Genomic DNA, 25,687 nt, shown 5'->3' on the forward strand with positions numbered 1-25,687 from the left:
AATTATTTACTTGAAAGACTACCTCTCAAGGATAACAATAGTAAAGATATTAGACCATATACGAGGACTAGCATAGTTTGAGAAAGCCATAATATCCAACCAAATGATGTTCCTAATGGTTCTGAAATACCAAAAACTAACAATACCTGTGCGATAAAATAAGGATAAGCGCCAAAGCCTCCATTTGTGAATGCCACTGCAAAACTACCAGCTACAAAGGCGCATAAAATGGCGCTTATAGGTATAGTTTCAATACCTGGAATAGCATAAATACTTACATAGAACATAACTAGGTACATGCTCCAGATAAATAAAGTATGGAAGAAATAGAGCCACTTTTTTTTCATGGTCCATATGGTCATAAACCCTTCTTTCATTCCTAGAATAAAGCCTCTTACTTTATTGAATAATTGAAGTTTTCTAGAGATAAAAATGATCAATATGATAATTAATAAAAAGATAGCAAGGTATAGAGTTGCTTTTACTGGGTCCGCTTTCGCGAAAGCGGAATCTAAATGATCTTTAAAAAAACCAATAATAGCATCGCCCGCACTAAGTATGGCGGTAGCGGTTATTATTAAAAGGATGATAAGGTCTAGGACACGTTCTGCTATAATGGTTCCTATCGCTTTGTCCATAGGGATGTGGTCAGATCGGTTGATTATGGCAGCTCTGGATATCTCGCCACTGCGAGGTATGATAAGATTCATGGCATACCCTGCACCTATAGCCATAACATTAGTGATGAATTTGGGCTTTTTGCCTAGAGTTTCTAGCATGTAATTCCATCGCCATGCTCTTGATAAGTGGCTTAAAAAGGCAAATGTAACTGCTAGCGCTATCCATGCATAGTTAGCTTCTAGAAGATAAGAGTATACTTTTTCTCTCTCTTCATCAGTAAACTGGTTATAAGAAATGTAAATAAGAAAAAAGCCCAACAGTAGTGGTAGGGCAACTTTTATTATTTTAAAAGCAAGAGCCTTCAATGTTTATGAAAGCGTGTTGTCTTCTTCATTAGGAAAAAGAAGCGTCGGTTTAAATTTCTTTGCTTCTTCCATGCTCATTTGTGCATAGCATATGAGGATTAGTACATCTCCTTTAGAAACTTTTCTAGCGGCTGCACCGTTAAGTGTTATTTCTCCACTGCCACGAGGTCCAGGAATAGCGTAGGTTTCTAGGCGGTTACCATTATTATTATTAACGATTTGTACCTTTTCTCCTTCTACGATGTTTGCACCGTCCATGAGGTCTTCATCAATGGTGATGCTACCTATGTAGTTAAGATCTGCTCCGGTTACCTTAACGCGGTGAATTTTTGATTTTACGACTGTAATTAACATGTGGCAAATATACGATTTACTATAATTTATTTAATCATAGTGTTTAAATTCTTGATGAAGAGCTAGTTTTGAGGTAATGAGATATTATCTATTAATCGTACTCCTTCTATACGAGCGACTATAAAACCTCTATAATGGTGTTTTTTGTATTTACGTGTTACTGGATGCAATGTCTCCTCACTAGTAATTGTGAAATACTCAAGCGTAAAGTCAGGTTCTTGTTTAAAAAGATCTTCTACGAATTGTTGTGTTTTTAAAATACTATGACTTTTAAAGTATTGTTGCGCCTCGCTAATTGTAGCGTATATAAAAGCTGCTTTTTCTCTAGCTTGTGTTGATAATTGCTCGTTTCTAGAGCTCATTGCTAGACCATGAGATTCTCTTTTAATAGGGCAGCCTATAATTTCTAGTTTGAGATCTAGCTTTTGTACTAGTTTCTTAACTATTTGTAATTGTTGAAAATCTTTCTCGCCAAAAAAGGCTTTGTTTGGTGATACCGCCTTAAAAAGAAATTCTAAAATAGTACCGACACCATCAAAATGCCCAGGGCGATTTGCGCCTTCCATCACATTTTCTAATCCGTCATAAGAGTAGTTTTTTGCGGCTGTATTGTTACCGTAAACATCTTTTACACTAGGTGCATAAACGGTTAATTTATTAGAGTCGATATGTTCTTTGATAAATAGAACGTCCTTTTCTACTGTGCGCGGATATTTATCTAAATCATTTCTATTATCAAATTGAGTTGGATTCACAAAAATGGACACAACTAGGTGATCAGATTCTGAAATAGCTTGTTTCATTAAAGATATATGACCTTCATGAAGAGCACCCATAGTTGGGACAAATCCTACAGTTTTTTTACTGTGAATATGGTCGTTAAGGTATTCTGTAAGTAGTTTATGTGAATCAAAAATCATAACATTCTTTAACATGATAGCGCCTACAAACATAAGGTTTACAAAGCAAAGTGCAAGAAATTGCTTATTTTTGCAACTTGCTAAAAGTTAGGCAACAATAAAAAGATCTATGAAGGAAAAAAGAGTTCTATACGTATCGTCAGAAGTTATACCATATTTACCAGAGACAGAAGCCTCATCTATGTCTTATTTTGCCCCTAAAATGGTGAACGATCGTGGTGGTCAAATACGTATTTTTATGCCAAGATTTGGTAATATAAATGAGAGAAGACACCAGTTACATGAAGTAATTCGTCTTAGTGGTATGAATTTGATTATCAATGATCTGGATATGCCTCTTATTATAAAAGTTGCATCTATTCCTAAAGAACGTATGCAAGTTTACTTCATTGATAATGAAGACTACTTTAAAAGAAAGGCAACTCTTACAGATGAAGATGGGGATTTATTTCCAGATAACGACGAGCGTGCTATTTTCTTTGCAAAAGGAGTTATTGAAACAGTGAAAAAATTGAATTGGGCGCCAGACATTATTCATGTTCATGGATGGTTAGCTAGTTTGTTGCCGTTGTATTTGAAGAATTATTATGGTAATGATCCATTATTTGAAGAAAGTAAAATAGTTACCTCAATATATAATCAATCCTTTGAAGGAGCGTTAGATGATGAGATGATTGAGAAACTTCAGTATGATGCACTAGATGACGAGGCTCTTGAGGAATTTGAAGATCCTACTTATGTTAATTTAATGAAGAGCGCTATTAAGTATAGTGATGCTATTATTAAAGGTAGTGAAGAATTAGATTCTGAGATTGATGAATATATCGATGGGCAAGAGGATAAGCCTGTTTTAAAGTACTACTCGCCAGAAGAATTTGCTGATGCTTATGAAGAGTTCTATCTTGATCAAGTTTTAAACGAAAAACAAGAAGAAGCTTAAGAAAATGAAAAAAATGTTATGTAGTGCTGCGATTGCTATCGCGGTAATGTTAGGAGTGGTGTCCTGTGATAATGATTTAACTCCTTTGGGAGCAAACTTTTTAGGAGAAAATGCCTCTGATGTGATTCAAGAGGCTGTATTTGATGTGAAGACATATAGTGTGCCGGTTAATCCAGTGCAAACTAATAATTTTACTTCTTTTCCTTTCGGTACTTATAATGATCCTGTTTATGGGACTTCTAACTATGGATTTGTTACTCAGATAAATATTGCGAATACAAATCCTGATTTCAGTGGGAATGCAGAAATTAAAGAGGTGATTATGGAAGTTCCATATTATTCTACAGCGATTTCTATAGAGGATGAAGTAACGACTTACGATATAGATTCGCTTTATGGCAGTAGTCCAGTTCACTTACAAGTTTATCGTAATAATTATTTTTTAAGCAGTTTCGATTCTGCTGACGTAACTCAAGGTGCTACTTATTATTCAGATTTAGAAAGTACTATAGATATGAATAAAGGAGAGCTGATTTATGAAAATGATGCTTTTTATCCTAATAGTAGCGAAATTGCTATTACAGAAATAGACGATGAAGGGGAGTTGGTCACGACTAGTAGGTTGTCTCCTCGATTGAGGGTTAGTTTGCCGATTGATCAATGGAAAGAGATTCTTTTTCAGTTAGATTCAGACCCTGAACGATCTATAATTGATGCTAGGCCTGAGTTAGCTACTTCTAGTAATTTTCAAAATTATTTTAGAGGGCTTTATTTTAAAGTTGAAGGAAGTAACACTTTAGGGAATATGGTTCATTTTGACTTAACTGATGCAAATATAACTTATGTCGTAGAGACTGATACCGCAATAGAGGATACTGCAGATGTTGATGGAGATGGAGATGTTACTGAGTTTTTAAGAGTTAGTTCTAATTTTGTAATTAATTTTGATGGAAATAAAGTGGGCTTCATTAATCATGATTTTCCTGCTCCAATTCAAGCAGATATTACAGCTTCAAACGATCCGGTTAGTGGAGCAGAGAACTTATATTTAAAAGGAGGGTCTGGTTCTCTTGCGGTTATAGAATTGTTTGGTCAGGCAACTAACGATATAGATGGTGAGGCGCCTGCGTTATCTTCTATTATTGCAAACGACTGGTTAATCAATGAAGCTTCAATCGAGTTTTATGTAAATCAATCTATTGTCGAAGGTGGGCAGTCAGAGCCAGAGCGTATTTTGATTTATAATTATGATACTAATTCAGTTCTTGCTGATTTTGTTTTTGTTACTTCCACTTTAACAGGTGTTGATGCTAATACAAACCATTTAGGTAGATTAGAGAGAGTTATAGAAGATGATTTAGATTCTGAAGGAACACTTTATAAACTGAGAGTTACTCAGCATTTAAATGGTATTATTCAAGGTAGTATTGAGAATGATAGATTAGCTATTGTAACTAGTCAAAACGTTTCATTATTAGGGAATACTGGTGTTTCAGATACTCCTATTAATAATCCAGATTTAGAAGCGATCCCTCTAAGTGCAGCGCTTTCTCATGAAGGAACAGTTATTTATGGAAACCTTTCCCCTGAGGTGGATAAAAGGCCTGTCTTAAAGGTGTATTATTCAGAAACAACCAACTAAAAAAAAACAAATATGTGTGGAATCGTAGGTTACATAGGGCACCGTAAGGCGTACCCTATAGTATTAAATGGTTTAAAAAGACTTGAGTACAGAGGTTATGATAGCGCAGGAATCGCTATTTATGACGGTAAAGAATTAAAGTTTTCTAAGACAAAAGGTAAAGTAGCGGACTTAGAAACAAAACTTGAATCAGAAATTTCTACTGAAGGTACTATCGCTATCGGTCATACGAGGTGGGCTACTCACGGAGTGCCTAACGATGTGAATTCTCACCCTCATTTTTCAAATAATGGTGATTTAGTTATCATTCATAATGGTATTATAGAAAATTATGAGCCATTAAAGCAAGAGTTAAAAAATAGAGGTTATACTTTTCAGTCAGATACGGATACAGAGGTTTTAGTTAACCTTATTGAAGATGTTCAGAAGAAAGAAAAAGTGAAATTAGGAAAAGCTGTTCAAATTGCACTGAACCAAACTATTGGTGCTTATGCTATTGCAGTCTTTGATCGCAAAAAACCTAATGAGATAGTTGTAGCCCGTTTAGGGTCTCCACTTGCTATAGGTGTTGGTGATAATGAGTATTTTATTGCTAGTGATGCAAGTCCATTTTTAGAATTTACTAAAAATGCTATTTACTTAGAAGATGGAGAAATGGCTATTGTGCGCACGCACAAGGACATGAAAATAAGAAAAATCAAAAATGATTCTTTAGTAGATCCATATATACAAGAGTTACAAATGAATCTTGAGCAAATTGAAAAAGGTGGTTACGATCACTTTATGCTTAAGGAGATTTATGAGCAACCAGACGCAATACGAGATACTTTTAGAGGTCGTATGCTAGCCGATCAGGGTCTTATTAAAATGGCTGGTATAGATGACCATATAGATAAATTTGTTAACGCAAAACGTATCTTAGTCGTTGCTTGCGGTACTTCATGGCATGCAGGTCTTGTGGCAGAGTATGTTTTTGAAGAATTAGCACGTGTACCAGTAGAGGTAGAGTATGCTTCTGAATTTAGATACCGAAATCCAGTAATTGATAAAGACGATGTTCTAATTGCTATATCTCAATCAGGAGAAACAGCAGATACTATGGCGGCTATTAAGCTGGCAAAAGAAAGTGGAGCGTTTGTTTTTGGTGTATGTAACGTTGTGGGTAGTTCTATTTCTCGCGAGAGTCATGCAGGAGCTTATACTCACGCAGGTCCAGAGATAGGTGTAGCTTCTACAAAGGCATTTACTACGCAAATAACAGTGCTTACATTGATAGCGCTACAATTAGCTAAGAAAAAAGGTAAAATTTCTACTAGTGATTTCCATACCTATCTTAACGAGTTAGAGACTATTCCTGAGAAAGTTGCTGAGGCGTTAACAACTAACGATCTTGTAGAAAAAATTGCTGCTATATATAAGGGCTCAAAAAACTGTCTTTATTTAGGTCGAGGATTTAATTTCCCTGTAGCACTAGAAGGAGCTTTAAAACTAAAAGAAATAAGTTATATCCATGCAGAAGGTTATCCAGCTGCAGAGATGAAACATGGTCCTATCGCTCTTATTGATGATCAAATGCCTGTTGTTGTGATTGCGACTAAAAAAGGTCACTATGAAAAAGTAGTTAGCAATATTCAAGAGATCAAGGCGCGTAGCGGTAAAATCATAGGTATTGTTACTAAAGGAGATGTAGATGTGAAAAATCTTGCAGATCATGTTATCGAAGTGCCAGAAACTATTGAGTTTATGACACCTTTATTAACAACTATTCCGTTACAATTACTTTCTTATCATATTGCTGTATTGTTAGAAAAGAATGTAGACCAGCCTCGTAACCTTGCAAAAAGTGTTACTGTAGAGTAAGTTGATTATATTTAAAAAGTTCAAAAGCCATTTCTTTAAGGAATGGCTTTTTTTATTCCCGCTTTCGCGAAAGCGGAACACCACTTATTCTTACTAGTCTTATTTACAGATAAGTGCATTTATGTATCCTTTTCTAAATGGTTATTATTAAGGAGTCCTAAAAAAATTAAAAAACACCTTATTTTTATAGAGATGAAAGCAGTATCTTTGCGCGACGAAAAACAGCCGTTAAAAGCTGTATCTTTTTAAGTTTTAAAACATTATATAAATGTCTCAAATTACAGGTAGCGTTTCACAAATCATCGGACCGGTGGTAGATGTAACATTCGACAGTGCAGAAGGCGCACTTCCTAAAATTTATGATTCACTAGAAATCGCAAAAGAGGACGGTTCTTTACTGGTACTAGAAGTACAATCTCACATAGGTGAGAGTACAGTAAGAACAATATCTATGGATTCTACAGATGGTCTTAGTCGTGGTACAGCGGTTAAAGCAACTGGTAATCCTATTAAAATGCCAGTAGGTGATGACGTTTACGGTCGTCTATTTAATGTAATCGGTGATGCCATTGATGGTTTAGGAGATCTTCCTAAATCTGGAAAAGATGGACTTTCTATTCACAGAGATGCACCAGCATTTGAAGATCTTTCTACTTCTACCGAAGTGCTTTATACAGGTATCAAAGTAATCGACCTTATTGAACCTTATGCAAAAGGTGGTAAGATTGGACTTTTCGGTGGTGCAGGAGTTGGTAAAACAGTATTGATTCAAGAATTAATTAATAACATTGCAAAAGGTCATGGTGGACTTTCAGTATTTGCTGGAGTTGGTGAGCGTACTCGTGAAGGGAATGACCTTCTACGTGAGATGTTAGAATCAGGGATTATCAAGTACGGTGACGACTTTATGCATTCTATGGAAGAAGGCGGTTGGGATCTACAGAAGGTTGATAAAGCTGGAATGAGAGAATCTAAAGCAACTTTCGTATTTGGACAAATGAATGAGCCACCAGGAGCACGTGCTCGTGTAGCACTTTCTGGTCTTACGATTGCAGAATATTTCCGTGATGGAGCTGGTGATGGACAAGGAAAAGACGTTCTTTTCTTCGTTGATAACATTTTCCGTTTCACACAAGCAGGTTCTGAGGTATCGGCACTATTAGGTCGTATGCCATCTGCAGTAGGGTATCAACCTACATTAGCAACAGAAATGGGTGCGATGCAGGAAAGAATTACCTCTACTAAAAAAGGATCTATTACATCTGTACAAGCGGTTTACGTACCTGCAGATGATTTAACAGATCCAGCACCAGCAACAACGTTTGCTCACCTTGATGCAACTACTGTATTATCTCGTAAGATTGCAGAATTAGGTATTTATCCAGCGGTAGATCCTCTAGATTCTACATCTCGTATTCTTGCAGCAGATATCTTAGGTGATGAGCACTATGATTGTGCTACTCGTGTAAAAGAATTATTACAGCGTTATAAGGAACTTCAAGATATTATTGCCATTCTAGGTATGGAAGAATTATCTGAAGAAGATAAAATGGCTGTAAACCGTGCACGTCGTGTACAACGTTTCTTATCTCAACCTTTCCACGTTGCAGAGCAGTTTACTGGTCTTAAAGGTGTGTTAGTTGATATTAAAGATACTATCAAAGGATTTAACATGATTATGGATGGAGAGTTAGATCATCTTCCAGAAAGTGCATTTAACCTTAAAGGTACTATCGAAGAGGCTATCGAGGCAGGAGAAAAAATGCTTTCTGAAGCATAATATAAGTATACAGTATCGAGTCGTCTTGATCTAATTAAGACGACTGGATACTGTGATATAAAATTATACAAATATGATTTTAGAAATAGTTACACCAGAATTAACCCTTTTTAAAGGTGAAGTAGAATCTGTGTCTGTACCTGGTATAAATGGACAGTTCCAGATGTTAGATAATCACGCGCCAGTAGTGTCGTTGTTATCTAAAGGTGCTGTAAAAATATTTGGTAACGTAGTGTTAGATAAAGATAACGCTGCTCTTTTTACTAAAGAAGATGGTACTACTAACTTTGCTATCACTGGTGGAGTTCTAGAAATGAAAGATAACAAAGCGATAGTCTTAGCAGATTAATAATCTTTTTATCAAAAAATATTAAAGCCTCGATCTATTGATCGAGGCTTTTTTTTATGTAAATATTTGATTGCTTAAAGGTGTTTCTATTACTTGTTTCAGGCGTTTATGATGTGTTCTAAGTAAAGGTCTTCGGCTATAAAAGTTGACCGGTGTAATCCCTTTAGGTTGCTTCTATAAAACTCTTGATTATTGCTAACTGTGTTGATGAAAACAGGGAGGGGTTTCAAGTTTTTACAGCAAAAAAAACCTGCAAAGTAGACTTTGCAGGTTTTATATAAATTCCCTCGATACTAAGAACGAGGTATGTTGTTGTAATAAATTACTTCAATAATTTAATGGTAGCTTCATTACCATTTGCCATTGCAAGATCTAATGCAGACTTACCATCTACTTTAATAGATTTATCAGCACCAGCTTCTAGTAAAAGGGACACTGTATTATCACGACCCATCTTTGCTGCCCACATTAATGGAGTGTTGTCTCCACAAGTTTGGTTAACGTTTACTTTTGCATCATCAAGTAAGTAAGAAATAACATCACCGCTATTCATTTGTACGGCTAGTTGTAGTAAAGTCGATTGTCTTGTACCAGCTTGGAAACAATTATCTTTATTAGAGTCAGTTACAAAAGCTTTAAGATCTGTAGGACTGTCGTTTTTAAGAGCAATAGTCATGTCTCTAGTTAAATCTTGAGCGCTTACTGTTCCTGCTAGGATTAGAGCGAGAATAAAAAGAACTTTTTTCATCATTGTTAGGTTTTAAGATATGCTAATATAACACTATCGTTTAAAACCTTTTATCTGTTTATCAATAGATTTTAGTTTGCTTATATTCTGTTTATAGAATAACTACCTTTTGATAACCTGGTACGATGGTCTTTGAATTCTATTTTTTATATTCTAATATATCTCCAGGTTGGCATTCTAAGGCTTCACAAATAGCCTCTAGAGTTGAGAAACGTACCGCTTTTGCCTTGCCGGTTTTGAGTATTGATAAGTTAGCTGTAGTAATACCTACTTTTTCCGCGAGCTCATTACTTTTCATGCCTTTTTTAGCTAGCATAACATCTAGGTTGATATAAATAGGCATGAGTTATATGGTTAAGTCGTTTTCAGTTTTATAATAATCTGCTTTTTTGATGATTTGAGAAATGGCTAATAGAAAAAAACCGAGAATCACAATGATAAGACTGTATCCTAAAGTTGGAATCCAATATGCTGCATCTCTTACAGCTGCCGTAAAGTAATTTATAATATTGTGAAGAGGACAAACGGATAGTAGGGTATAGCCTATTTGTTGAAGTGAATTACTCATATTTTCAAAAGATATTGTCTCAAATGATTTGAGAACCATGGCGCCGTGATAGCATATTAATACTCCAGAAACTCCATTTATCACAGTGAATAATAAACTTGTTTTAAATCCGGATGACTGAACACCACCATATGCAATGTACGAAGATATGGGGCTTGCAATAGAGCTTAGTACGAAAAAACCGGTTAAGCTGTATAACACGATTTTGAGAGTTTTTCTTAATTTCATGATTAAATAGTTAATTCATTTTCTTGTTGAATAATAATCGATTCATTCATGATTTTTGAAATGATAATCAAGAATATACCAAATGCCAAAAGCACAAAAGCAGAATCAAATGAAAATCCAAGGTCAATGCCGATGGAAGAGTCTAAGAGATTCATGTCTTTAACTATAGGCATTGTTACGTATTTATAAATGTATGTAGGTAGTTTCGTAATTAATAAACCGACCACACAAAACAGCCCTGCCTTATATAAGTGCACTTTAATAAGCTCATCAATAAATTTATGCGGAGAAATGCGGTAAGAAGCTTTTCTTAAATGATAAATCATTCCTAGAAAAAACCAATATCCTACTATGGATAATGCTAACACTAAATAAAACGTCCAGTGTATATTATAAATATCTTCACCAAAGTTGGTGAATTTTGTTTCTAATCCATCAGTAAAAAGGAAGAATGTAAATGGGGCCATTACCGCACTTATCCAGCTAAAGAAATACACTAATGTAAGTATTGCTCTTAAGGTACTAAGCCAACTTATTCTCATAATTATTATTGTTTCTCGATAACAAATATATAAGGTTATTATTGATTAACAATAATAAATTATCGAAAAAAGATAATAAAATTGATTAAATAGCTTAATATGTAATGTTTAATTGATTGAAATATATTAAGGTGAAGTTTGATCTTTTATTTGTTTTCTCAAACACATAGCTCTTTTGCTTGCTCTATCGGCGGTGACGAGCTCATGGTCTGCGTGTTTTGCCTTTTTAACAAGAAACTGCTTTTATTTTGATGTAATAGTAACTTGTATTTGTTAAGAACATTAAATAACCGAAAACTAAAACACTTATTTTTGCAGCATGCTTCCAGAAAAATTACAGACTCTTTTAGGTATGCGTTACTTCTCAGGGAGTTTACGTAAACTTACTGTAAATAAGAATTCTATCGATTTTGCTTCTAATGATTATTTAGGATTTTCAAAACTAGAAATTTCAGATGTATCTTCCACAAATGGAGCAACTGGTAGCAGGCTCCTTTCAGGTCATAGTGTTTTACACGATCGAGTTGAAGAGCAAATTGCACAGTTTCATAACGCACCAGCAGCGCTGTTATTTAATTCAGGTTATGATGCAAACATAGGTCTCATACCTGCACTTACAGATCGAGCAGATTTGATTCTTTTTGATCAACTCGTTCATGCCAGTATAAGAGATGGGATACTGTTATCGCAAGCAAAATCTCTTAAATACCGTCATAATGATTTAAGACATCTAGAAATTTTGCTATCAAAATTTAGTGAGGCAGAGGATCGACAGGTCTACGTAATTACAGAATCTGTGTTTTCTATGGATGGTGATATGCCAGATCTTAAGAAACTCATAGATCTAGTCAGCAGGTTTGATAACGCACATTTAATTCTAGACGAGGCGCACGCGCTAGGTGTTATAGGTGAAAATGGCGCTGGACTTGCACAACATCTCGATCTAGAAAACGATGTTTTTGCGCGCGTTATGACCTTCGGTAAAGGTCTAGGTTGTCATGGAGCAGCTGTTTTAGGTAGTGAAGATCTTAAGGAGTATTTGATTAATTATGCACGCAGTTTTATTTACACTACTGCGATGCCAGAGCATTCATTACATTGTATTTCAGAAGGGTACCTCACTTTGAGTAGTAATGAAGATGCTATCTCTCGATTAACTAATAACATTGAAACGTTTAATAAATTAGTATTGCAAGTTGGATTGAGATTACGCTTTCGCGAAAGCGAGACCGCCATCCAGACTTGTATAATACCTAATAACGAGGTGGTAAAAGAAGCGGCCTTCACGCTCCAAGATAATGGATATGATGTTAGGGCGATACTGTCGCCTACGGTTAATAAAGGAGAAGAACGATTGCGTATATGTATTCATAGTTTTAATACTGAAAATGAAATGAGCGGTATGTTGAATTTGCTCTCTAAAACTCTAAAAAGCTTATGAGTAAGTTTAAAACTATAGCCGTATTTGCTTATCCAGCAGAGGCTGTTGTAGTAAAAGGGAAGCTAGAAAGTGAGCAGGTAGAGGTTTTTTTAAAAGATGAATTTACCGTTGCTACAGATCCATTTGCTACTAACGCTATAGGTGGCGTTAAAATGTTGGTTTATAAAGAAGATTTTATAAAAGCGATGGGTATTTTAGAACAATCTAATCCTGATTTATTAAAATATCGTGTTGAATATGTAAAATGTCCTAATTGTGGAAAAACGGACGCTAGAGAAATACGAGATATTGAAACGGCACCTACCTTTGCAGATAAAATGAAAGCTGTTGTTTTAAACATCTTTCCTTTTTCTAATTCTTACAATTATCAGTGTAAGAGTTGTTACACAAAATTTGACGTAAATGAGTAAAATATTTATTACCGGTATAGGTACAGATGTTGGTAAAACGGTAGTTGCTGCAATAGTTACAGAGTCACTTAAGGCAGATTACTGGAAGCCGATTCAAAGTGGTCTAGAAGAAACAGATAAAGCAACTATCTCTACATTGTTATCTAATACGGTAACGACAATACATCCAGAAGCTTATAGATTAGTAACGCCTATGAGCCCGCACAAGGCGGCACAAATAGATGGTGTCACTATAGATCTAGATAAAGTAATACGTCCCGATACTGAAAATACTCTGGTTATAGAAGGTGCTGGAGGTCTACTAGTTCCTTTAAATGATAAGGATACCATTGTAGATCTTATTATGCCAGAGGATAAAGTAATTTTAGTTAGTTCTGGATATTTGGGTAGTATCAATCATACATTGTTGAGTGCTGCGCTTTTAAAATCCAAAGGTCTTAATTGTGTAGGTGTTATATACAACCATGTGGATCTAGACGGCACTATAGAGGTGATTGAAAAAATGACTGGGCTTAAAACTTTAGGACATATATCTAGAGAAGATGAAATAAACGCGACGGTAGTGGAGAAGTACGCTTTGAAATTTCAAAAAGCTTTAAAAGCATTATGATCAAAAAGGATATCATAAAAAATGATGCTGATTTTATCTGGCATCCACTGACGCAACATAAGACAGCTAGTGAACCTCTTGCGATTTCTCATGCAAAGGGTAATTACCTATATAATTTTGAAGGTAAAAAATACTTTGATGGAATTTCTAGCTGGTATACTTGTAGTTATGGACATACAAATCCTGTTCTTACTGGAGCGATTAAGAAACAGGTAGATCAGTTACATCATGTGGTTTTTGCTGGTATGACACACGAGCCTGTTGTTACCTTAGGCAAGAAACTGATCGGTATCCTGCCGGATAATCAACAAAAACTGTTCTTTTCTGAGAATGGCTCTACTAGTGTTGAAATAGGTCTTAAAATGGCTTTTCAGTATCACTTCAATAAAGGTGAGAAACGCAATATGGTAGTTGCCTTAGAAAATGGTTTTCATGGAGATACCTTTGGAGCCATGAGTGCTAGTAGTTTATCGGTTTACAATGGGCCTTTTGAAGATTTTTTTATAGACGTAGTACGTATTCCTGCACCTACGCAAGAGAATGTTGATCATGTTTTAGAATTAGTAGATTCTCTTGTAAAAGAACATGATGTATCTAGTTTTATCTATGAACCACTTGTTCAAGGAGCTGCCGCTATGCAACTTAATGATGCTGATGCACTTTCTAAAGTTGTCGATAAATTTCAAAAACATGGAGTTATCGCAGTGGCAGACGAAGTGATGACAGGTTTTGGTAAAACTGGAACTTATTTTGCAAGTGATCAAATAGAAGTAAAGCCTGATATTATGTGTTTGTCAAAAGCACTTACCGGTGGTATAATGCCTATGGCTATTACTTCTTGTACACAAAAAGTATACGATGCTTTTTATGATAATGATCTTGCCAAAGGATTATTCCATGGACATACTTATTCTGGGAATCCACTAGGTTGTGCAGTCGCTGCAGCTGCTATTGATTTGTTAACCTCTGATGACATTCAAGCAGGGGCAAAAAATATAGAAGCATCTAACATAGAGTTTAAAGCAAAAATTGAATCACATCATAATGTTGCAGCAGTTAGAGCTAAAGGTGTAATATTAGCTATAGATCTTGCCATAGAAATGGAACGTTATGGAAATAAACGTAACGAGATGTTTCAGTGGTTTTGGCAACGTGGTTTGTTTTTGAGACCACTAGGTAAAACAGTTTATATCGTACCACCTTTTACCACTACAGCAGCAGAATTGGACTTTATTTATCAGTTATTAGAAGAGTTTTTAGATCAGATAAGTTAATCTGATCATCTAACAACCTGTATTGAAACGGTATAAAAGAACTTATTAATAGATTTTTAATCTAAGTTCTTTTCACGATTTTTGCAGTCGTAAATAAGCTTGTGAAAAACCCTATATACATTAACGATGCAGCGATGGTAGCTGCGGTAGACTCTTTTAAAGATCAACAACAATCTAGCTTTTTCAACAAAAAAGACAGTGCTTGGGTAGGTCCTATTTCTAGCGAAAAAGAAACTCAATTAAAGGAGTTTTTGAGTTTAAATGAAAATTATAAATCTCTAGACCGTAGTGTGCAACTGGCATTATTATCTGCTAGATCTTTGAAAAATGTTCCGTCACAAACGGGCATTAATATAGGTTCTAGTCGTGGTGCTACTGGATTATGGGAGGAGTTTTATTCTCGCTTTCGCGAAAGCGGAACCGTACCAACGGCAACATCTCCATTAACTACACTAGGTAATATATCGAGTTGGGTAGCACAGGATTTGGGTCTTAAAGGAGTGGCTTTTTCACATAGCATTACCTGTGCAACGGCATCTCATGCGATACTTAACGCTATTGCCTGGCTGGAAAGTGGTATGGCAACTAGCTTTATAGCTGGTGGTAGTGAAGCACCTTTAACGCCATTTACAGTGAGTCAGATGCAGGCTTTACGTATATATTCAAGAGATACCGATCAGTATCCTTGTAAGGCGTTAGATCTGGATAAGACGCAAAACTCCATGATATTAGGAGAAGCAGCCGCTTTATTTCTACTTTCTAAAGAAGATAATAACCGTGTAGCAAAAATCACAGGTTATGGTAGTGCGATAGAAAAGCTAGCTAGTGCAACGTCAGTAACAGCTAGTGGAGACTGTCTTCAAGAATCAATGAGACAAGCGACAAAGCACGTTAATCTAGAAGATGTGGATGCCATTATTACTCACGCACCTGGAACAATAAAAGGAGATAAAGCAGAGTTTACTGCGATTAAGAGCGTTTTTGGTGATTTATATCCACGTTTGTGTAATAATAAATGGCAGTTAGGTCATGCATTAGGTGCAAGTAGTGCGCTTAATCTGGCTATGGGGATAGAAATGTTGCAATCACAGAGTATGTTTACTGTTCCATTTTTAGAAGATTCATTTGTGAATCCGCGTGGAGATGTTAGAATACCTAAACGCATTTTAATAAATGCGACAGGCTTTGGTGGTAATGCAGTAAGTTTACTGATAGAAAAATAATACTTGAATTAAAAACTAATAATTTGATAATGATAAGTGCTTTTCTTTAACATTAATTCATTGTAGCTATTACTTAAGGAAACCTTATTTTTACCTTTTTAACGTAGAATACGATTATGAGACACGACTGGACTAAAGAAGAAATACTAGAAGTTTATAATAGACCGATTATGAATTTGTTATATGATGCGGCGACTATTCATAGAGAATTTCATAACCCTAATCAGGTACAAGTTTCTACACTTCTTTCTATTAAAACTGGCGGTTGTCCAGAAGATTGTGGTTATTGCCCACAGGCAGCTCGTTATCATACCGACGTAGAAGGAAATGATTTAATGTCTGTGCAACAAGTAAAGGCGCAGGCTTTAAGAGCAAAATCTAGTGGTAGTTCTCGTGTATGTATGGGAGCAGCATGGAGAAATGTAAAAGACGGACCAGAATTTGACCAAGTGTTAGAAATGGTACGTACGATCAATAAATTAGATATGGAAGTGTGTTGTACTCTTGGTATGATCACTGAAAACCAGGCGCACCGTCTAGCTGAGGCTGGATTATATGCTTATAATCACAACCTAGACAGTTCTGAAGAGTATTATAAAGAAGTAATTTCTACTCGTGGTTACCAAGATAGACTAGATACTATTGATAACGTACGTAAAACTAATGTTACCGTATGTAGTGGTGGTATTATAGGTATGGGAGAGAATATAGAAGACCGTGCAGGTATGTTAGTTGCACTAGCTAGTTTAAGTCCACAACCAGAAAGTACACCTATAAACGCACTTGTTGCCGTAGAAGGTACACCGCTAGAGGAGCAACAGCCTGTTTCTATCTGGGAAATGATACGTATGGTTGCAACTACGCGTATAGTAATGCCACAAACACAAGTAAGACTAAGTGCTGGTAGAACAGATATGTCTAGAGAAGGACAGGCGATGTGTTTCTTTGCAGGAGCTAACTCTATTTTTGCAGGTGATAAATTACTTACCACACCTAATCCAGATGTGAATGAAGACATGAAAATGTTTGAATTATTAGGATTAGAGCCTATGAAACCTTTTGTGAAAAAAGCACAACCAGAAACTGTAGAAGCACAATATTCTGAATATAAAGATCAAGGTGAAAAGCCTAAATGGTCTCGTCCAGGTCACAAGATCGAGCGTAATGAGGAGGCTAAGCAGGCTGGTAAAGCAGTTAAAGCGTAGTTAACTACGTGATTTTCTATATTTCATTCCTTAAGTTTGTAAGCTATTTATGCAACTCAATCTTAAACAAATACCGCGTGTTTCCACGATAAGCAAAGATGATTTTATAAAAAATTATCTCAAACCACAACGTCCTGTAGTGATTGAAAAATTAACTCAAGACTGGCCCGCTTATAAAAAATGGAATCTGGAATATATAAAGCAAGTTGCTGGAGATAAAACCGTGCCTCTTTATGATGACCGTCCGGTAAAACATGACGAGGGTTTTAATGAAGCACATGCAGAGATGAAGATGTCTGAATATGTAGAGTTACTCAATGAGAAACCTACTAATTTCAGGATCTTCCTCTATAATATTATGAGTGAGGTGCCGGCACTTCAGACAGATTTTAAATTCCCTAAATTAGGAATGCGATTGATCAAAGGTTTGCCCATGATGTTCTTCGGAGGTACAAATTCTAAGGTTTTTATGCATTTTGACATAGATTTCACTAACATCCTTCATTTTCATTTTCACGGTAAGAAGAGGTGTGTGATTTTTCCTCCAGATCAGTCGCCTTATTTGTACAGAGTACCACATTCATTAATCGCTAGAGAAGATATAGATTTCTCAAATCCAGATTTTGAAAAATGGCCCGCTTTAAAGCTAGCACAAGGTTTTGTATGTGAGCTTAATCATGGAGAGATGTTATACATGCCCGAGGGTTACTGGCATTACATGCATTACCTAACGCCAGGATTTTCTATAAGTTTGCGTTCTTACCCTAGAAAGATTAAGAATTTAAGTAAAGCGCTTTATAACCTGTTATTTATGCGTCATTATGATAATTTTATGCGCAAACGTAAAGGACAGGAGTGGATAGATTATAAAAATGAACAGGCGATAGTTAGAACCCACAAAAATCTAAATATTAAGGAATAAGCTCTGCGGCTTTGGCATAAACCAGGTGACTTTCCCAGCCTCTATAGAGTAGGTAGTCGGCAAGTTTTTTACGCTTTTTATATTTATCACTTTCCGTAGTTATTTGTTGTAACCGCTTTCGCGAAAGCGTGTCCAAAGCAATCTCATAATCAACATCAGATATTTCTTTGAGTCCCATTTTTATAGTACGCTCATTAAGGCCTTTCATTTTAAGTTCGCGTACGATACGTACTCTTCCCCAACTTTTAATACGGAATTTTCCTCTGGCAAAAGCTTCGGCATAACGTGTTTCATTTAAGAATTTATGATGGATCAAGTGTGGTATGATTTCATCTATCGCTAGTTGAATAATACCCATGCTTTTTAACTTATCCTCCACATCTTTATGACAGCGCTCTTGATAGGCACAGTAACGCTCTATGGAACGAGTCGCTTCTTCTACGGTGTATGAATCTTTGGGCATGAATTTATAAGTGGTTGCTGTGAAGGATGAAATTAGGAGATAGCTACAAAGAAAAATATCCCAAAGGGTAGAGTTAAACCTACCCTTAGGGAATAAAAATTTGTTCTTATTTAAGAAATCAACTTCACCACGTCTTTTGCAAAATAACTAGCGATTAAATCTGCTCCAGCTCTTTTAATAGCGATAGTTTGTTCCATCATCACCGCATCGTGATTTAACCATCCTTTTTCTGCAGCAGCTTTAAGCATGGAATATTCTCCACTTACTTGATAGACGCTTACAGGAACATCTACTTCGTTTTTAATATCTCTAACTATGTCCAGGTAACATAATCCTGGCTTTACCATAACGATATCTGCTCCTTCATCGATGTCCATTAAAGTTTCTTTTATGGCTTCATTACGATTTGCAGGATCCATTTGATAAGTCTTTTTATCTCCGAAACCTGGTGCGCTGTCTAGTGCATCTCTAAAAGGGCCGTAAAAAGCACTAGCGTATTTTGCAGAATAACTCATGATTCCAGTATCTGTAAAACCTTCTTCTTCCAGTGCTTCTCTTATGTAAAGAATGCGACCGTCCATCATGTCGCTAGGTGCGAGCATGTCCGCGCCAGCTTGTGCATGAGAAACACTCATTTGAGCAAGTACCTCGCAAGTAGCGTCATTAAGAATTTTGTTATTTTCTACTATTCCATCATGACCAAAACTAGAATATGGGTCCAGAGCAACATCTGTCATTACATACATACCTGGCGCAACGTCCTTAACGGTTTTAATAGCTCGTTGCATTAATCCATCTTTATTGATAGCTTCGGTTCCTTTATTATCTTTTAAATGGTCTGGTACTTTAACAAAAAGTAAGACACTTTTTAATCCCATGTCCCATAAAGATTGTACTTCTTTCTTTAAAAGATCTAGACTGTATCGATAATAGTCGGGCATAGAGGCTATTTCTTCCTTGATGCCATTTCCTTCTACTACAAATAATGGTACTATAAAATCATTAGGTGAGATCAACGTTTGTTGTACTAAAGATCTTACTGCTGGGCTAGTTCTTAATCTTCTGTTTCTTCTTAATGGGAACATATTTATAGGTCTAATTTGTTAATTAAATTGAGGTAGTCCACCTCGTAATTAGGAATTTTCAAAGTTACCTTCTTTGCTGTATTTAATACGATTATAGAAGGGGTTTCCTTATTGTTAATGTCGTGTTGTTTAAATTTTTCTTGGATAAGCTGGTTGATCAGTAATGCTTCATCAAAGGAGATCGTTTTTCTTACCACACTATCATTTGCTTTGTAAACTAAAATATCTTCAATAAAACTCATGGACTCTACCCTTGTATCCGTCAGACGGTACTCGATGGTAAAATCTTTGCTTTCAAAAATAGAATTCATGTTTTCTATAGTCGGTTCTACCTCTTGTGTGCAGGACGCAAGAGATAAAATGCTTAGTATGAGAATTAGTTTTTTCATGTGTTTTTATTTTCTTTCTAAAAGCTTTAATAAGAATGGTGTTTCTAGTCTTTCTTCAAAACCGTACTACTAGCTTGTGCGGTACACATCACGGTTAAGTCTGCAATGTTAACATGCGGCGGTCGCGTTACGGCAAATAGAATAACCTCTGCCACGTCCTGTGGTTGTAATGCCATATAACCTTGGTATACTTTGTCAGCACGTTCTTTATCTCCCTTAAATCGCACTTCACTAAAATTAGTCTGCACCAGTCCTGGATTTACAGCACCTACTCTTATATTATATGGGTTTAAATCCAGTCGCATCCCAGTGGTGATAGCATCTACAGCGTGCTTAGAGCCACAATATACGTTCCCATTTGGGTAGACTTCTTTACCAGCGGTAGAACCTATGTTGATGATATGTCCGTTTTTACGTTTTCTCATTTTAGGTATAATCGCATGACTTACATAAAGCAATCCTTTTACATTTATATCCATCATAGCATCCCAATCTTCTAGGCTACCTTTATCGATAGGGTCCAGTCCATGAGCGTTACCTGCATTATTTATTAAGATATTGATCTCATTAAAAGGAAACTCTGTAAGACTGTTAATTTGTTCTTCTACTTTTTCTTTATCTCGCACATCAAAGCATAAAGTCTCCACAGGAACGAGTTCAGAAAGCTCTTTTTTTAATTCTGCCAGTTTTTCTTCGTTACGTCCACAAAGTACAAGGGCATAATTATTATCGGCTAGAGTTTGTGCGGTCGCGAGTCCTATTCCACTAGTTGCGCCAGTAATTAAAGCAGTTTTCATATCAGGTTCTTTGTACAAAAGTAGGGAAAAGGTATTAGCAAGATGTTTATTTTAACCTCGCTTTCGCGAAAGCGATAACGTTAACAATCGATAACATAAAAATATACTTCTGTGAGATTTATCAATGAGACCTTCTTTAAATTTGGTAGTCACAGACGTGGAGCTAATTTTAACAGCGTTTAAACAGTTCAAAATTTAATGTTTGGACATTTTTGCAATTAATAAGATTAAAGAAAATACTATTATGGATCAACAAAGCACGCAGGTAGATATTGCGAGTATCAATGAAAAGGTAGCACAAGAAAGCCAGTTCGTGGAGTTACTTGTTAATGAAATGAACAAGGTAATTGTAGGTCAACAATACATGATAGAACGACTGCTTATAGGTCTTTTAGGTCGTGGGCATATTCTATTAGAAGGTGTGCCTGGACTAGCAAAAACACTTGCTATTACGACACTTTCTAAGGCGGTAAGTGGTTCTTTTTCAAGAATACAGTTTACACCAGATTTATTACCGGCAGATGTTGTGGGGACGCTTATCTATAACATGAAGGACGGTGAATTTAATATTAAGAAAGGACCTATTTTTGCAAACTTTGTCCTTGCAGATGAGATAAATCGTGCTCCAGCAAAGGTGCAAAGTGCGCTACTAGAAGCGATGCAAGAGAAACAAGTTACTATAGGTGATGAGACTTTTAAGTTGCAGAAACCGTTCTTAGTAATGGCAACTCAAAACCCAGTAGATCAAGAAGGTACTTATCCACTACCAGAAGCGCAAATGGACCGTTTTATGTTAAAGACGGTAATCGATTACCCAACTATTGCAGACGAGCAATACATTATGCGAGCAAATCTTAAAAAAGATTTTACAGAGCCTAATGCGGTAGTGTCGGTAGAGCAAATTTTACGCGCTCAAGATGCGGTGGAGATCGTATATATGGATGAGAAAATCGAGAAATATATTCTAGATATCATATTTGCGACTCGTTATCCAGAAAAATATAACCTAGCAGATTTAAAGCCGTTGATCTCATTTGGAGCATCACCTCGTGGATCTATTAACCTTGCCAAAGCTGCAAAATGTTATGCGTTTATTAAACGACGTGGTTATGTAGTGCCAGAAGATGTACGTGCGGTAGTGTTAGACGTATTGCGTCACAGAATAGGTATTACTTATGAGGCCGAGGCAGAGAATTACACAACTGAAGACATCGTAAACAAGATCGTAAATACGATCGAGGTACCATAGTTCTATTGAAATTAAATCAATAGGTGTTGATTCTTAAAAAAGAGAACCCTTCATAATCTATTGATACTGATATAAAATCAATTTCAATTAACTGATATAGAGTACACGCTGTATGAATACACAAGAACTTCTTAAAAAAGTACGTAAAATCGAGATCAAGACTCGTCGTTTAAGCGACGCTGTATTTGGTGGCGAGTATCATAGTGCTTTTAAAGGTCGTGGAATGACTTTTAGTGAGGTGCGACAGTACCAGTTCGGTGATGACGTGCGTAATATAGACTGGAATGTAACCGCTCGTTATAGTGAGCCATATATAAAAGTATTTGAAGAAGAGCGCGAGCTTACCCTTATGCTGGTTGCAGATATAAGTGGATCGACACTTTTTGGTACACAAGAGCAAATTAAAAAAGAAATCATTACAGAATTGTGTGCAACACTAGCCTTTAGTGCCATGCAAAACAATGATAAAGTAGGATTGCTTTTATTTTCTGATCAGGTAGAATTGTTCATTCCGCCCAAGAAAGGAAAATTTCATATTCTTAGAATTATACGAGAATTATTAGAGTTTCAACCTAAAGGTAAGGCTACAGATATAGCAGGAGCTTTAAAATTTCTAGCAGGTGTGCTTAAGAAGAAAGCCATCGTTTTTGTAATGTCAGATTTTATGAGCACAGATTATAAAAAGACATTACAGATAGCAGGTCGCAAGCATGACGTCACAGGAATTAGAGTTTATGATGAGCGTGAGACGGTGATGCCTAAAATGGGTCTAGTCCAGTTTAAAGATCAAGAAACAGGGCAGTCACAGTTGATTAATACCAGTTCTAAATCTGTACGTAATAAATATGCAGCTTATCATAAAGAGAGTGCTGCTTATTTTAAGGAAGCCTTTACTAGGTCTGACGCAGGCGCTATAGATTTAGAAACTAGAGAGAATTACACAAAGAAATTATTAGGATACTTTAAAGCACGATGATTAAAAAATTAGTATACATATTATTTTTATTATGCGTTGCCATAACTACAGCACAGACTCAAGATAAAACTGAGATAGCTACAACTGTAGATCGTGACCTTATTAAGATAGGTGAAGAAGTAAAACTGGGCATAAGTGTCGAGGCAGACCTGGGAGATTTAATAATCTTTCCAGAGCAGCAAACTATGGGCGCACTAGAGGTGTTGCAAAGTTATCCTGTGGACAGTCTAAGAATAGCAGATAAAATTAGACTTTTTAAACAGTATGGTATAACTCAATTTGATTCTGGTGATTACTGGGTACCTAGATTAGAAATTCTTAAAAATGACCGTCGTTTAAAATCAGATTCTATTCTTGTTAGTGTGCGAGAAGTAGAGGTAGATACTACTAAGCAAGGTATGTTCCCTATTAAGGGTTATGTAGATATAGAAGATAAATCTACAGCGTCCTACGATTGGATGTGGTGGTTGTTACTTTTAATACCGGTTATTATTGCTGTTGTTTTGCTTACGCGAAAACGAGAAGAAAAAACCTATGAAGAGACGTTACAACCTTATGAGTGGACTAAGTACCGTTTAAAATTACTGGACGAAGGCTCTTATCTAGAAAACCGTCAGTGGAAAGAATACTACACAGAGCTTACTTATATTATAAGAAGGTATATAGATTCTAAAGTTTATGGGCATACCCTAGAAAGTACAACAGGGCAGCTAATAAAAGAATTGAAAATAGCCATGTCAGAAAAAGGCATGCATATTACAGATAAAACGCAATCTCGATTAGAAGAGATTCTTCAAAAAGCCGATTTGGTAAAGTTTGCAACTGCAAGTGGTGACGCCATAAGTGCCAAAGAAGACAGACAGCGCACCATGGAAATTATCAATAATATCCATCAAGTACTGCCACCACCTACAGAAGAAGAGCTCATGCAGGATGCGCGTTATAGACGTAAGCAAGAAATTAAAAAACGCACTCGCAACATCTTAATAGGTGTTGGTATAGGTGTCGTTGCGGTAGCTATTGCTATGGGAATATGGAGCTATGTTATCGGTTTTGATAACGTAAAAGATAAGGTGTTCGGTAACTCACAACGTGATCTTACAGAGCAAACATGGTTAACTAGCGATTACGGTATGCCGCCTGTTCAATTGAATTCGCCAGATATTTTAGTACGTCAGGACACGACTTCATTAGGAGATCAATTTAAATTGATGTCCACATCCATAGATCAATTTGCAACAGGTGAAATCTCAGATGATTTCTATATAGGTGTCATCACATTTACATTAAAAGGAGATGGTTTTAAGGAAGAAGATAAATTACCACCTACTGTTGTACGTGATAACATGACCAAAGTTCTTGATGGACTAGGCGCTAAAGATATTCTTATGCTAGAAGATGAGGTAGAGATAAATGGTGTAAAAGGTGTCTCTCTAGACGGTACTTATAAACTAGATGATAAGGATTATGAATATGAGATTCTTATGATGGCAAATAAAGTAGGTATAGATCAAATTATCATTAGTAACTTAAAAGATGATGAGGAGAACCGCGATCGTGAGTACGGTAGAATATTGAGAGAAAGAGTTAGAAGTTCAATTACGTTCCCATCCTTTGACGATGGTAAAAAGAAAGAAAAGGAATAATGGACTGGTTTACAAATATCAAATTTGCCTCACCACAAATGTTTTGGTTATTGCTGCTTTTACCGCTAGCAATAGGTTTTTACATCTGGACTTTTAGAAGACAAAATGCGCAGGTTAAGGTGTCTACCATTAAAGGTTTTCAACCAGGTGGCTCTCTATTAGGTAAACTAAGACCTGTATTGTTTTTATTTCGTTTACTTGCATTAACGTTAATTATTGTGGCACTAGCAAGACCACAAACTACAGACGTTACTACAAAGACTAAAACTACAAATGGAATCGATATAGTTCTTGCGGTAGATGTAAGTGCAAGTATGCTGGCACAAGATTTAAAACCAGATAGACTAGAAGCTACAAAAGCAGTTGCTGCAGATTTTATTAATGGTAGACCTAGTGATCGTATAGGTGTAGTGGTATATGCTGGAGAGAGTTATACTAAAACACCTATTACTACAGATAAAACCATATCACTTAAGGCGGTTAAGGATATTAAATTTGACGGTGTTTTAGAAAATGGTACCGCTATAGGTATGGGACTCGCTACTGCTGTAAACAGACTTAAAGAAAGTGAGGCATTAAGTAAAGTGATCATTTTAATGACAGATGGTGTTAATAATAGCGGTTTTTTAGATCCTAAAATTGCTAGTGAGCTCGCTGTAGAATTTGACATTAAAGTGTACACCATAGGTATAGGTACTAACGGTAATGCGCCGTCACCATATGCACAATTACCTAATGGCAGATTTCAATTTAAGATGGCGCCAGTAGAAATAGACGAAGAGTTGATGAAGCAAATTGCTGCAGATACAGGTGGTAAATATTTTAGAGCAACAAATAATAAGAAACTAAAAGAAATCTATGCCGAAATTGATAAGCTAGAAAAAACCGAAATCGAACAATTTGAATTCTATAACGTAGAAGAAAAGTATCGCGATTTAGTTTTACTAGCATTAATGTTCATAGGTGTAGAAATGTTATTGAGGTATACCATTTTTAAAACCGCTGCTTAAAGGATTTTAACCTCAACTTAATTCAAAAATAAGAGTTGGTTTTAATCGATAGAAACTATAAAATAAAATG

At 36.0% G+C, this 25,687-nt stretch carries 28 protein-coding genes; 17 read left to right on the forward strand and 11 right to left on the reverse strand.

Annotated elements, in window-relative coordinates:
• Window positions 1–2: 2 nt before the first annotated feature.
• The 3 genes from ABJF08_RS01590 to panC all read right to left on the reverse strand — a co-directional run bounded on the left by ABJF08_RS01590 (window position 3) and on the right by panC (window position 2,293).
• Entirely contained in the window at window positions 3–986 is a 984-nt protein-coding gene (locus ABJF08_RS01590) for a lysylphosphatidylglycerol synthase transmembrane domain-containing protein (protein ID WP_348114296.1), read from the reverse strand.
• Between the two features lie 3 nt (window positions 987–989).
• Window positions 990–1,340, reverse strand: a complete 351-nt coding sequence (gene panD / locus ABJF08_RS01595) for an aspartate 1-decarboxylase (RefSeq protein WP_104514038.1) — start codon at window positions 1,338–1,340, stop codon at window positions 990–992.
• A 62-nt stretch (window positions 1,341–1,402) separates the two neighbouring features.
• Window positions 1,403–2,293 (reverse strand): pantoate--beta-alanine ligase, encoded by an 891-nt coding sequence (panC, locus tag ABJF08_RS01600; RefSeq protein WP_348114297.1) that lies wholly within the window; start codon window positions 2,291–2,293, stop codon window positions 1,403–1,405.
• A gap of 76 nt (window positions 2,294–2,369) precedes the next feature.
• On the opposite strand from panC, the gene ABJF08_RS01605 reads away from it, so the two are divergent.
• From ABJF08_RS01605 to ABJF08_RS01630, 6 genes are all read left to right on the forward strand, one after another.
• On the forward strand, window positions 2,370–3,200 hold the full coding sequence (locus ABJF08_RS01605) for a glycogen/starch synthase (RefSeq protein ID WP_348114298.1): 831 nt from the start codon (window positions 2,370–2,372) through the stop codon (window positions 3,198–3,200).
• A 4-nt stretch (window positions 3,201–3,204) separates the two neighbouring features.
• On the forward strand, window positions 3,205–4,842 hold the full coding sequence (locus ABJF08_RS01610; RefSeq protein WP_348114299.1) for a DUF4270 domain-containing protein: 1,638 nt from the start codon (window positions 3,205–3,207) through the stop codon (window positions 4,840–4,842).
• A 12-nt stretch (window positions 4,843–4,854) separates the two neighbouring features.
• A complete protein-coding gene (gene glmS, locus ABJF08_RS01615) occupies window positions 4,855–6,702 on the forward strand; it encodes a glutamine--fructose-6-phosphate transaminase (isomerizing) (protein WP_348114300.1) in 1,848 nt (615 codons plus the stop codon).
• A gap of 42 nt (window positions 6,703–6,744) precedes the next feature.
• The gene (locus ABJF08_RS01620; RefSeq protein WP_348114301.1) at window positions 6,745–6,951 is read left to right on the forward strand and encodes a hypothetical protein; all 207 of its coding nucleotides are present in this window, start codon (window positions 6,745–6,747) and stop codon (window positions 6,949–6,951) included.
• A 19-nt stretch (window positions 6,952–6,970) separates the two neighbouring features.
• Complete coding sequence (gene atpD / locus ABJF08_RS01625; RefSeq protein ID WP_348114302.1) at window positions 6,971–8,482, forward strand: F0F1 ATP synthase subunit beta; 1,512 nt, start codon at window positions 6,971–6,973, stop codon at window positions 8,480–8,482.
• A 73-nt stretch (window positions 8,483–8,555) separates the two neighbouring features.
• The gene (locus ABJF08_RS01630; protein ID WP_298954964.1) at window positions 8,556–8,831 is read left to right on the forward strand and encodes a F0F1 ATP synthase subunit epsilon; all 276 of its coding nucleotides are present in this window, start codon (window positions 8,556–8,558) and stop codon (window positions 8,829–8,831) included.
• A gap of 322 nt (window positions 8,832–9,153) precedes the next feature.
• Here ABJF08_RS01630 and ABJF08_RS01635 read toward each other — a convergent pair whose 3' ends face one another.
• The 4 genes from ABJF08_RS01635 to ABJF08_RS01650 form a co-directional block, all read right to left on the reverse strand.
• The gene (locus ABJF08_RS01635; RefSeq protein ID WP_348114303.1) at window positions 9,154–9,579 is read right to left on the reverse strand and encodes an ankyrin repeat domain-containing protein; all 426 of its coding nucleotides are present in this window, start codon (window positions 9,577–9,579) and stop codon (window positions 9,154–9,156) included.
• A gap of 139 nt (window positions 9,580–9,718) precedes the next feature.
• The gene (locus ABJF08_RS01640; RefSeq protein ID WP_348114304.1) at window positions 9,719–9,922 is read right to left on the reverse strand and encodes a helix-turn-helix transcriptional regulator; all 204 of its coding nucleotides are present in this window, start codon (window positions 9,920–9,922) and stop codon (window positions 9,719–9,721) included.
• A 3-nt stretch (window positions 9,923–9,925) separates the two neighbouring features.
• Window positions 9,926–10,375 (reverse strand): hypothetical protein, encoded by a 450-nt coding sequence (locus ABJF08_RS01645; protein WP_348114305.1) that lies wholly within the window; start codon window positions 10,373–10,375, stop codon window positions 9,926–9,928.
• Between the two features lie 2 nt (window positions 10,376–10,377).
• Window positions 10,378–10,842 (reverse strand): hypothetical protein, encoded by a 465-nt coding sequence (locus tag ABJF08_RS01650; protein WP_348114306.1) that lies wholly within the window; start codon window positions 10,840–10,842, stop codon window positions 10,378–10,380.
• Between the two features lie 394 nt (window positions 10,843–11,236).
• On the opposite strand from ABJF08_RS01650, the gene ABJF08_RS01655 reads away from it, so the two are divergent.
• The 7 genes from ABJF08_RS01655 (at window position 11,237) to ABJF08_RS01685 (ending at window position 18,002) form a co-directional block, all read left to right on the forward strand.
• Window positions 11,237–12,358, forward strand: coding sequence for an aminotransferase class I/II-fold pyridoxal phosphate-dependent enzyme (locus tag ABJF08_RS01655; protein WP_348114307.1), 1,122 nt, complete (start codon window positions 11,237–11,239; stop codon window positions 12,356–12,358).
• Window positions 12,355–12,768 (forward strand): hypothetical protein, encoded by a 414-nt coding sequence (locus tag ABJF08_RS01660; protein WP_348114308.1) that lies wholly within the window; start codon window positions 12,355–12,357, stop codon window positions 12,766–12,768. The genes ABJF08_RS01655 and ABJF08_RS01660 overlap by 4 nt, the downstream gene beginning before the upstream one ends.
• Window positions 12,761–13,378: a dethiobiotin synthase gene (gene bioD / locus ABJF08_RS01665; RefSeq protein ID WP_348114309.1), complete on the forward strand. Its 618-nt coding sequence runs from the start codon at window positions 12,761–12,763 to the stop codon at window positions 13,376–13,378. Before ABJF08_RS01660 ends, bioD begins: the two co-directional genes overlap by 8 nt.
• A complete protein-coding gene (gene bioA / locus ABJF08_RS01670; RefSeq protein WP_348114310.1) occupies window positions 13,375–14,652 on the forward strand; it encodes an adenosylmethionine--8-amino-7-oxononanoate transaminase in 1,278 nt (425 codons plus the stop codon). The genes bioD and bioA overlap by 4 nt, the downstream gene beginning before the upstream one ends.
• Before the next feature lie 101 nt (window positions 14,653–14,753).
• Window positions 14,754–15,875: a beta-ketoacyl synthase N-terminal-like domain-containing protein gene (locus tag ABJF08_RS01675; RefSeq protein ID WP_348114311.1), complete on the forward strand. Its 1,122-nt coding sequence runs from the start codon at window positions 14,754–14,756 to the stop codon at window positions 15,873–15,875.
• Between the two features lie 116 nt (window positions 15,876–15,991).
• Window positions 15,992–17,080 carry a biotin synthase BioB gene (bioB, locus tag ABJF08_RS01680; RefSeq protein WP_104514023.1) on the forward strand — a complete coding sequence of 363 codons (1,089 nt, stop codon included), beginning with the start codon at window positions 15,992–15,994 and terminating at the stop codon, window positions 17,078–17,080.
• Window positions 17,081–17,129: 49 nt separating this feature from the next.
• On the forward strand, window positions 17,130–18,002 hold the full coding sequence (locus ABJF08_RS01685) for a cupin-like domain-containing protein (protein ID WP_348114312.1): 873 nt from the start codon (window positions 17,130–17,132) through the stop codon (window positions 18,000–18,002).
• Here the strand turns inward: ABJF08_RS01685 and ABJF08_RS01690 are convergent.
• From ABJF08_RS01690 to ABJF08_RS01705, 4 genes are all read right to left on the reverse strand, one after another.
• On the reverse strand, window positions 17,992–18,465 hold the full coding sequence (locus tag ABJF08_RS01690; protein ID WP_348114313.1) for a regulatory protein RecX: 474 nt from the start codon (window positions 18,463–18,465) through the stop codon (window positions 17,992–17,994). The genes ABJF08_RS01685 and ABJF08_RS01690 overlap by 11 nt on opposite strands.
• A gap of 110 nt (window positions 18,466–18,575) precedes the next feature.
• The gene (gene hemB, locus ABJF08_RS01695) at window positions 18,576–19,550 is read right to left on the reverse strand and encodes a porphobilinogen synthase (protein WP_348114314.1); all 975 of its coding nucleotides are present in this window, start codon (window positions 19,548–19,550) and stop codon (window positions 18,576–18,578) included.
• 2 nt (window positions 19,551–19,552) lie between these two features.
• Window positions 19,553–19,939 (reverse strand): hypothetical protein, encoded by a 387-nt coding sequence (locus ABJF08_RS01700; RefSeq protein WP_348114315.1) that lies wholly within the window; start codon window positions 19,937–19,939, stop codon window positions 19,553–19,555.
• A gap of 44 nt (window positions 19,940–19,983) precedes the next feature.
• Entirely contained in the window at window positions 19,984–20,736 is a 753-nt protein-coding gene (locus tag ABJF08_RS01705; protein ID WP_348114316.1) for an SDR family NAD(P)-dependent oxidoreductase, read from the reverse strand.
• 244 nt (window positions 20,737–20,980) lie between these two features.
• On the opposite strand from ABJF08_RS01705, the gene ABJF08_RS01710 reads away from it, so the two are divergent.
• From ABJF08_RS01710 to ABJF08_RS01725, 4 genes are all read left to right on the forward strand, one after another.
• Window positions 20,981–21,985 (forward strand): MoxR family ATPase, encoded by a 1,005-nt coding sequence (locus ABJF08_RS01710; protein WP_104514706.1) that lies wholly within the window; start codon window positions 20,981–20,983, stop codon window positions 21,983–21,985.
• 112 nt (window positions 21,986–22,097) lie between these two features.
• The gene (locus ABJF08_RS01715) at window positions 22,098–22,961 is read left to right on the forward strand and encodes a DUF58 domain-containing protein (protein ID WP_104514017.1); all 864 of its coding nucleotides are present in this window, start codon (window positions 22,098–22,100) and stop codon (window positions 22,959–22,961) included.
• A complete protein-coding gene (locus tag ABJF08_RS01720) occupies window positions 22,958–24,607 on the forward strand; it encodes a hypothetical protein (protein ID WP_348114317.1) in 1,650 nt (549 codons plus the stop codon). Before ABJF08_RS01715 ends, ABJF08_RS01720 begins: the two co-directional genes overlap by 4 nt.
• The gene (locus ABJF08_RS01725) at window positions 24,607–25,617 is read left to right on the forward strand and encodes a VWA domain-containing protein (protein ID WP_348114318.1); all 1,011 of its coding nucleotides are present in this window, start codon (window positions 24,607–24,609) and stop codon (window positions 25,615–25,617) included. The genes ABJF08_RS01720 and ABJF08_RS01725 overlap by 1 nt, the downstream gene beginning before the upstream one ends.
• Window positions 25,618–25,687: the final 70 nt, after the last annotated feature.

The organism is Nonlabens sp. (genome assembly GCF_039941875.1).
GTDB lineage: Bacteria > Bacteroidota > Bacteroidia > Flavobacteriales > Flavobacteriaceae > Nonlabens.